The sequence below is a fragment of the Mycobacterium simulans genome (assembly GCF_900232995.1).
Taxonomy (GTDB): Bacteria; Actinomycetota; Actinomycetes; order Mycobacteriales; family Mycobacteriaceae; genus Mycobacterium; species Mycobacterium simulans.
Window position 1 is genome coordinate 477,544 of record NZ_OCVX01000007.1, and the last position, 6,905, is coordinate 484,448.

Genomic DNA, 6,905 nt, shown 5'->3' on the forward strand with positions numbered 1-6,905 from the left:
AACTGTGCTTGGCCCGGCACTGTGTAGCAGACTCGCCAACCGGCGGTGGCCGGTCGGGCGGCGATCTGCGCATCGACCCAGGCATGCAAGCCGGGCAGTGCGGACTTGATCTCGTCGTAGACGCGCTGGACCTCGTGATTGAATTCGGGGTCGGCGACGTCAGGTGCGGCTGCGCCGGAGCTGAATTTCGGATCAAACGACCGCAGCAGCCGGATACGCTCGGCCGGCGCGCCGAGCTCGCGCAGTTTGGCCACGTGTCCGTGGTCCATCGCGACGATGAGATCTGCGCCGAGGTGATCGGCGTTGAGTTGCTGTGCGCGGTGGCGGATAGTCCGAATTCCCCAGCGGCGTTCCAGCAAGTCGGCGACCACCGGCGCAATGCCACCGCCAACGTTCCGAGTTCCCCAGCGGGGGTCGTCGAACGTGCCAGCGCTGGTGACCCTGACCAAACCCGACGACCCGCGATTGTGGCGAATCTGGTCGGAAAACATCAGCTCCGCCATCGGCGACCGTACGAAATTGTTGGTACAGACGAACGTAATATGCAGTGGCTCAGGAACGTTCACGGCACAGCCGCTCATAGCGGCACCACCTCGACACGCCGGTTCTCGAATCCCGCAAAGCCTGGACTGAATTGGTCAGCTCGGTACTTGGCGGTGAACGTGTTGCTGCCCGGTATCAACCCAGTCACCACAAAACTGGCCCCTAGCGAAGCGCTAGCCCCCGCACCCGCGCCAAACGGCGTTTGAAACGCGATACGCCGATTGTCATTAGCGGCAATGGTCGTGGCACCGGAAACCGCAAATGACATACTGCCCTTTACGTTTACTGATGTGCCTATGTGGGAACTCAGGAACACCATCGCCGCGCCGCTGGCCCCGACATTTGCCGTGACCTCGGGACCGGTGGTGGCCAGATCGGTGTAAGACGCTGACGATGTGGCCTGAGACGTTGAGACGTACGAGGTGCCTGCCGGGCCCGGCAACAGACCTAAGGTGTTGTCGGCCACAGAGAAGCTTTTAATTGTAGGAGGTACACTCACTACATCTGGATTTTCTTCATCAATTTTATATGCTCCCTGTTCGAACCCCCACCACCTATTCGAGGGACCAAACAAACTTAAAGAGTCATTTGCTGGTAAAATTAATGATCCATTGCAAGTAACTTCAAAAAAACGTACTCCCTCGGAAGTGCCACAAAACAAAGAGTATTCTGCCCCAGGTTGTAACAAAAATGGTGTTGAAGCTAAAATTGTGGGGCTTACGCCAAGACGCCAAATTTGACAAGTGTCCGGAATTCCGAGGCCATCGCCTTGAAAAATCCTTGCCTGAACCCTTTGACTACCACTTAAGTTGGCTCGACCATAAATTACAAAATGCCCACCTGGGCCAAGATCGGGGACAACAACAGAAATTTTTTGATAGTCAGTTGCAGATTCAGAAACATTGTATCTTGCTGTTACCGTCTGTCCAGTGTTAAATGGATGATCCGGGTCTGGGTCCCAAGCAACAACTCCATTGTGAATACTTGCGGCCCCAAAGGCACTGTGACTTACAGTAAACATACTTGGTATGGGGCCATCGGCAAAGTTTGCAAAATCAACTAAGTCAGACACCCCAACGCCGGAATACATTCCCAGCATTTGGTTTGTAAGCGCGTTGATTTGGGTCGAGTGCGCCGCAATGTTCTCTTTGACGGCCTCTAGTCCACGATTAACGACAGCCGGCACCGCCGCGGGCGTGGGTACACCGAATAAGCTGTTGACCATCCCGCCGAACTGCGCCGCTACGGCGTTTCCGAAAGCGGTTGCTGTGGTGGCGGCACCGCCGAAAGCATTAACGGTCGCATCGTTGATCTGGCCCAGCGCAGATTGTGCCGCTGTGTTGGCGTTTCCCAGCATGGTCCCGACATTGGCGACGGTGCCAGCGACGGCGTTTTCGACAATGGTCTCGAAGTTGTTCGTCGCGGTTTGAGCCTGGCCAATGGCTGTCTGCAGAGCCGAGCCCAGCACTGCCGCGCTGCCAGCCGCTGAGTTGGTGACCATATCGGAGAATCCGGTCCAGAAACCGGCGATATAGGTTTGAATATTCGCGATCGTGTGGCCGGGTCCCTCGAATCCCAGCGCGTGTGCAATGGCGTCAAGTAGATCCTGAAAACTCTGCGCGGACAGCAGCTCGGTCAGGAAAGTGACCAGATCTTGCATCTGGTGTCCGGTGCCGAGCACACCGTCCAACAGAGTGCCGATGTTCGTGTTGGCCAACTGTGCCCCGGCCTGCGCGACGGTGGCCTTGTTGTCTGCTCGGATGGTTCGGACGTCGGTGCCGCCAAAGTCGATGTACTTGGCAGGCACTTCACCGGCCACGGTGTCGCTGCCCACGCCGGGACGTGTGGCGATCAGGGCACCGTCGCGGTGAGAGAGCACCCACGGTCCCACCCGCTGGGTACGCGGGTTTTCCAATTGGCCGAGACGGCGTTCAACGTCACGTGCCCATTCGGCGCCGGTGCGCGGTGTGCGCCCTGTAGCGATCCCGCTCACGAGATCCCACCTGGCACAGCCCGCAGCCCGGCCCGAATGCAAGCCAGTTCAAAGCTGCCTGACCCGCCCTGGTCGGACAGACCCAGGGCCGCGCACACCTCGGCGTGACCAACCTGGCCGGTGGTGAACAGCGTGCCGGCCACGGCCAGCACCGCCGGCCAACAGCGTTGTTCCATCAGCGGGACGACACCGAGACCCGCGGCTGGGCCGCCGGCGGCGACGAGCGCTTGCCAGTCGACGCAGGTGGTCGGCAGTGCCTGGCCCATGTCGTGCAGGTTGTGCACGCGTCGACCGCCGAGCCGGGCCAGTCCACGGGCCTCACACCAGGGGCCGGCGTAGGTGGTGCGTGCTTTGATGTCCTCGGGCAGCGAGTTGTATTCGGTGCGCGGCCTGCCGTCGTCGATCACCGCCTTGTGGACTCGGCCCCCGAGCACGCAGCAGGCGACAGCGTGGCCCGACTCGTGTAGTGCGGAGGCAAAGCGTTGGCGCTCGTCGGGCCCGGCCTCGGTCAACAGCACTGCGATGCCCGCCCAGTCTGCGTCGGTGAGGTCGTTGGTCAGTCGCATCGGCGCTCCTGGTGTGCGTGGTGTTCGTCGTCGCGGTGGCGGTGCGGCCCGCAGCCAGTTCCACCGCCACCACGACGACCTTCGACAGGAAGACCGTGAAATGCCTTGCGCAGCAGCTTCTCGCGTGTCTTGTGCGCCTTAGCTTCACCGCGGGCGGCAGCGTCTTCGAGGTAGCGATCGAGGCAGCTTCGGCACCGCCACTTGTGGACGGTGCCCTTGTGGGTGAGGCACGGCCCGCCGCAGTCCCAGCAGATGCCGGGCGTACTTGGTGGGGTCTCGGTCAGGGCTGCGGTCATGGGGTGATTTCCACTGCCGCGATGGCGGATTCGTACCCGAGCAACACCGACCTCTCGGCCAGCGCGACGAACTGGTTGCTGGTGTGCCGGATGGCCTCACGCTGCGACACTGGTCCGCGCCACCCGAACACCGGTGAGCTGGCTACCAGCTTGTCGCCGAGTGCGTCGACATAGCCGCCACCGAAGACGACCTGATGGCCCATCGCGGTGCGGAAGCCCGTGCCATCGGCAATCAGGGCTTGCTTGCTCAGTGCGCGGGTGGCCCACTGCGCACCGGCGTGGATCACGCCCGGCGTCTGGGCCTTGGCCAGTGCGCCTTCAAGATCAGCGATGGCGTCAACGATGTCGGCGGCCGAATCCGCGGTGCCGGCATCGTTGAGTAGCCGGGCGGCGAAACTGGTCTCCACTGCCCGCTGTTCCAGCCGGGCCAGGTTGCGGGCCGCGCGGTCACGCACGTCCTGCCGCTCGCTTTCGCGCATATCACCGCAGTAGTTGTGATCGAACCCGTAGACGGTCATGGCCTCATGCGCAGCCAGGTCACTGATGTCAGGTCGCTCGCCGGTTTTGAGGTCGTCCTCGGTGAGGTCGTCGGGATCAACATTCCACGGCGCGTTCCAAATGCCGAAGCCGTCGTCGCCGGGGAAGTTGAAAGGCCGAATGACGACGCCGGACGGCAACCAGCGCAGCGGCTCGGTACCGTCCTGAGCCCAGGTGACGACTTGATAGAGGCCATACGGGGGCATGGGCAGCAGCGGCGCATCGAACCGCACCGGCGATAGGGCTGTGGTCATCGTCTGACTCCTGTCGTGGTAGCGGGGGTGATCTTGGACAGTGCGCGTTGCACGCGGTCAGCGTCGGCCTGAGCCTTGCGGGCGGCTTCGACCTCCTCGAAGGTCGGCAGTGCTTGGTAGCGAGCGAGTTTCGGGATGCGCCGGGCCAGATCCAGCGCGGCCGTATCGAGCACCCGCAGCGCGTCCTCAAGGCGTTGTGACGCCGAAGGGGAGCGGCCCAAACGGCCGGCCAGGTCGGCGGTCAGCCGGCCGGCGTAGCCCACAAGCACCACCGCCCACTGCCCGGAGATGATTTCCGCGTCGGAGATCTCGGGCGCGGTGGGTCGCTGCGCCAGGTCGCGCACTGCCTGCACTATTCGGGCGTGACTGGCAGGGTCGAGCGGTTTGGATTCGGCGAGCATCCCCACAACGGTGGAGACCAGTTCGTGCGTCGCGTCCGCGATCTTGTCGATGTCCACGCGCACCGCCAGTGGTCGTGGCAACGTGCTCACTTCGCGAGCTAGTGGGCCGAGAATCTCGCCGACCTCAACGCTCAGGCTGAAATCGGCGCGATAGCGCACCCGCATCCAGTGCCGCCGGCGCTCGCGCTGCTGAGCCTGTGTGTAGACGGGCTCGGGTGCCGCGGGCCGCTGCAGGTAGACCGGTTGCAGCCTCATGCGGTCACCGCCTGCAACAGAGCGACCAGGGCCGGGATGTGATCAGTTGCCAGGCGCCCGCGCTGGGCGTCGATCACCCGGCGGACCTTCAAGTACGCAAGCGCCTGGTCGCATTCGCGGACCCTTGGATCATCGACGGTGGCGCCGTGGGAGAGCAGGGACGCGCGTCTACCTCGCCAGCTCGACGACGGGGCAAGGGAGGGGTCGCTCGCACAGATGGTTGCTGCCATGCGGGGCACGGTAGTTGGCGTGGGTGCAATGCAGCATTGCGGTGATATGAAAGTTTGCCATGCTGATCTTAAATACCTCGAAAGTCGGCATTGTGATTATTCAAGCGCCAAAAAATTTTGTGAGTACGAAATAGGTTGGGCTGCAGCCCAATTCAAGCGATAAGTCAATAGCGGACGGCTCTTGATCTTGCGATTTCGGAGCGCTTTGATAATGGTATGGATATACAAAACCCTCGTATAGTTCATTTGCTGAACACCATTTCCCGGTTCGCGCTCGCCCTCGGCGTCGCGACCGCCCTGCCGGCCATTGCGGTCACCGAAGCCGCCGCCACCCCACCAGGGCAGTGCCAAGAAGATGAGCACGTGCTGGAACTGCGAAACCATGGGAAACCACGAATGCGGTCCCGGCATCGTGATGGATTCACGAGGGATGATGCGCGACTGCACCGTGACCGACATCACCGGCAACCGCGCCGACTGGTCACCCGAGTGCGACTCGTACTGGGACGCTGGCGCGTACGTGGGCGGGTGGAACTGATGACCACCGCCCAGACCATCATCGTCACCGCGGTCACCGCGCCGCTGTGGATGCAACTGCTCGTGAACGCAGTCTCTTCGACCAGCCGGTGGTACCACCGATGACCGACCGGCACGTGGTCACCGCGCGGTTCCTGTTCTCCACCAAAGGGGATGCCGACCACGCGGCTGACCAGCTCGACCGTCTGACATTTGTCGGCCTGCTCGCCACCGAGTTCGTTATCGAGGAAGCACGATGACCGCACCACGTCGCCACACCCGCACCGCCCCGACCGGCACTGTCGTCGCTTACGTTCGCGTGAGCACCGATGAGCAGGTTGCCAGCGGCGCCGGGCTTGAAGCCCAGCGCACCGCCATCGAAGCCGAGGCCGCACGTCGCGGCTGGACCGTGGTCGGTTGGCATGCTGACGAGGGCATCAGCGGCGGCAAGGGTGTCGATCAACGGCCCGGCCTGGCGGCCGCTATCGAGGCTATTGAAGATGCCAAGGCATCAGTGCTCATGGTGGCCAAGACTGACCGGGTGGCCCGCAACCTGCGGACCCTGCTCGACGTGATCGATCGGGTCGAATCCACCGGCGGTGTCGTCGTTGCGGTCGATGGCACGATCGACACCTCCACCGCCGCTGGGAAGTTTCAGACATCGATCATGGGCTCCGTCGCCGAGCTTGAGCGCGCGATGATCAGCGACCGGACCAAAGCAGCGCTCGCGGTCAAGCGCGCCCAGGGTGTCCGGCTCGGGCGACCCTCGACACTGCCCCGCGAAGTCGTGGTACGCATCGTCGAGGCCAGGGCCGGTGGGGCGTCGTTGGGGTCCATCGCCGCCGAGCTCACCGCCAATGGTGTTCCCACCGCCCACGGTGGTCGATGGCACGCCGCCACGATCAAGCGCGTGCTTGAGGGCCAGGACGCCGAGCAACTTCGGGCCGAAGCGGTCGCAGTCGCCTGACTTACCGTCATGCCCGATGTTCGAATCACGTTGCAACACAACACTTCCGACGTTGCACTAGTCGCGAAATGCGCTGTAGCGCAATGGATTTCCCGTCACGAAACACGTTGTGGCACAGCGCTTTCTGGTGTCGGGCGAGGCTTGCCTCATTATTGCCTCAGTGGATTGACGCCGCGGACGCGTTCGGGCTTGCCTCATTATTGCCTCAGTGGATGGACGCCGCGGACGCGTTCGGGGAAAGGTTCACACAGCCCGCAAACGCAGCATGTGACACGACGTCGAGGGGGTGGCACCCCGAAAGCGGGGTGGCACAAGGGGGGTGGCACCCCAAACAGTGACATTTACGC

Annotated in this window: 9 protein-coding genes and 1 pseudogene; 2 read left to right on the forward strand and 8 right to left on the reverse strand. The window is 62.7% G+C overall.

Features of this window, described 5'->3' with window-relative positions:
* Positions 1 to 59: 59 nt before the first annotated feature.
* The 8 genes and pseudogenes from MSIMFI_RS24360 to MSIMFI_RS24395 form a co-directional block, all read right to left on the reverse strand.
* Positions 60 to 581 (reverse strand): annotated as a pseudogene (locus tag MSIMFI_RS24360) (arsenate reductase/protein-tyrosine-phosphatase family protein); the annotation flags it as partial.
* A complete protein-coding gene (locus MSIMFI_RS24365) occupies positions 578 to 2,536 on the reverse strand; it encodes a DUF7257 domain-containing protein (protein ID WP_191499506.1) in 1,959 nt (652 codons plus the stop codon). The gene MSIMFI_RS24365 and the pseudogene MSIMFI_RS24360, both read right to left, overlap by 4 nt.
* Positions 2,533 to 3,102, reverse strand: a complete 570-nt coding sequence (locus tag MSIMFI_RS24370; protein WP_191499507.1) for a hypothetical protein — start codon at positions 3,100 to 3,102, stop codon at positions 2,533 to 2,535. Before MSIMFI_RS24370 ends, MSIMFI_RS24365 begins: the two co-directional genes overlap by 4 nt.
* Positions 3,093 to 3,398, reverse strand: coding sequence for a hypothetical protein (locus tag MSIMFI_RS24375; protein ID WP_191499508.1), 306 nt, complete (start codon positions 3,396 to 3,398; stop codon positions 3,093 to 3,095). The genes MSIMFI_RS24370 and MSIMFI_RS24375 overlap by 10 nt, the downstream gene beginning before the upstream one ends.
* Positions 3,395 to 4,189 (reverse strand): hypothetical protein, encoded by a 795-nt coding sequence (locus tag MSIMFI_RS24380; RefSeq protein ID WP_191499509.1) that lies wholly within the window; start codon positions 4,187 to 4,189, stop codon positions 3,395 to 3,397. The genes MSIMFI_RS24375 and MSIMFI_RS24380 overlap by 4 nt, the downstream gene beginning before the upstream one ends.
* Complete coding sequence (locus MSIMFI_RS24385) at positions 4,186 to 4,845, reverse strand: hypothetical protein (protein WP_191499510.1); 660 nt, start codon at positions 4,843 to 4,845, stop codon at positions 4,186 to 4,188. The genes MSIMFI_RS24380 and MSIMFI_RS24385 overlap by 4 nt, the downstream gene beginning before the upstream one ends.
* On the reverse strand, positions 4,842 to 5,075 hold the full coding sequence (locus MSIMFI_RS24390; RefSeq protein ID WP_191499511.1) for a hypothetical protein: 234 nt from the start codon (positions 5,073 to 5,075) through the stop codon (positions 4,842 to 4,844). Before MSIMFI_RS24390 ends, MSIMFI_RS24385 begins: the two co-directional genes overlap by 4 nt.
* 96 nt (positions 5,076 to 5,171) lie before the next feature.
* A complete protein-coding gene (locus MSIMFI_RS24395; protein ID WP_191499512.1) occupies positions 5,172 to 5,534 on the reverse strand; it encodes a hypothetical protein in 363 nt (120 codons plus the stop codon).
* 179 nt (positions 5,535 to 5,713) lie between these two features.
* Between MSIMFI_RS24395 and MSIMFI_RS24400 the strand changes: the two genes are divergently transcribed.
* Both MSIMFI_RS24400 and MSIMFI_RS24405 read left to right on the forward strand, forming a co-directional pair.
* The gene (locus tag MSIMFI_RS24400; RefSeq protein WP_191499513.1) at positions 5,714 to 5,851 is read left to right on the forward strand and encodes a hypothetical protein; all 138 of its coding nucleotides are present in this window, start codon (positions 5,714 to 5,716) and stop codon (positions 5,849 to 5,851) included.
* A complete protein-coding gene (locus MSIMFI_RS24405; protein WP_191499514.1) occupies positions 5,848 to 6,558 on the forward strand; it encodes a recombinase family protein in 711 nt (236 codons plus the stop codon). The genes MSIMFI_RS24400 and MSIMFI_RS24405 overlap by 4 nt, the downstream gene beginning before the upstream one ends.
* Positions 6,559 to 6,905: the final 347 nt, after the last annotated feature.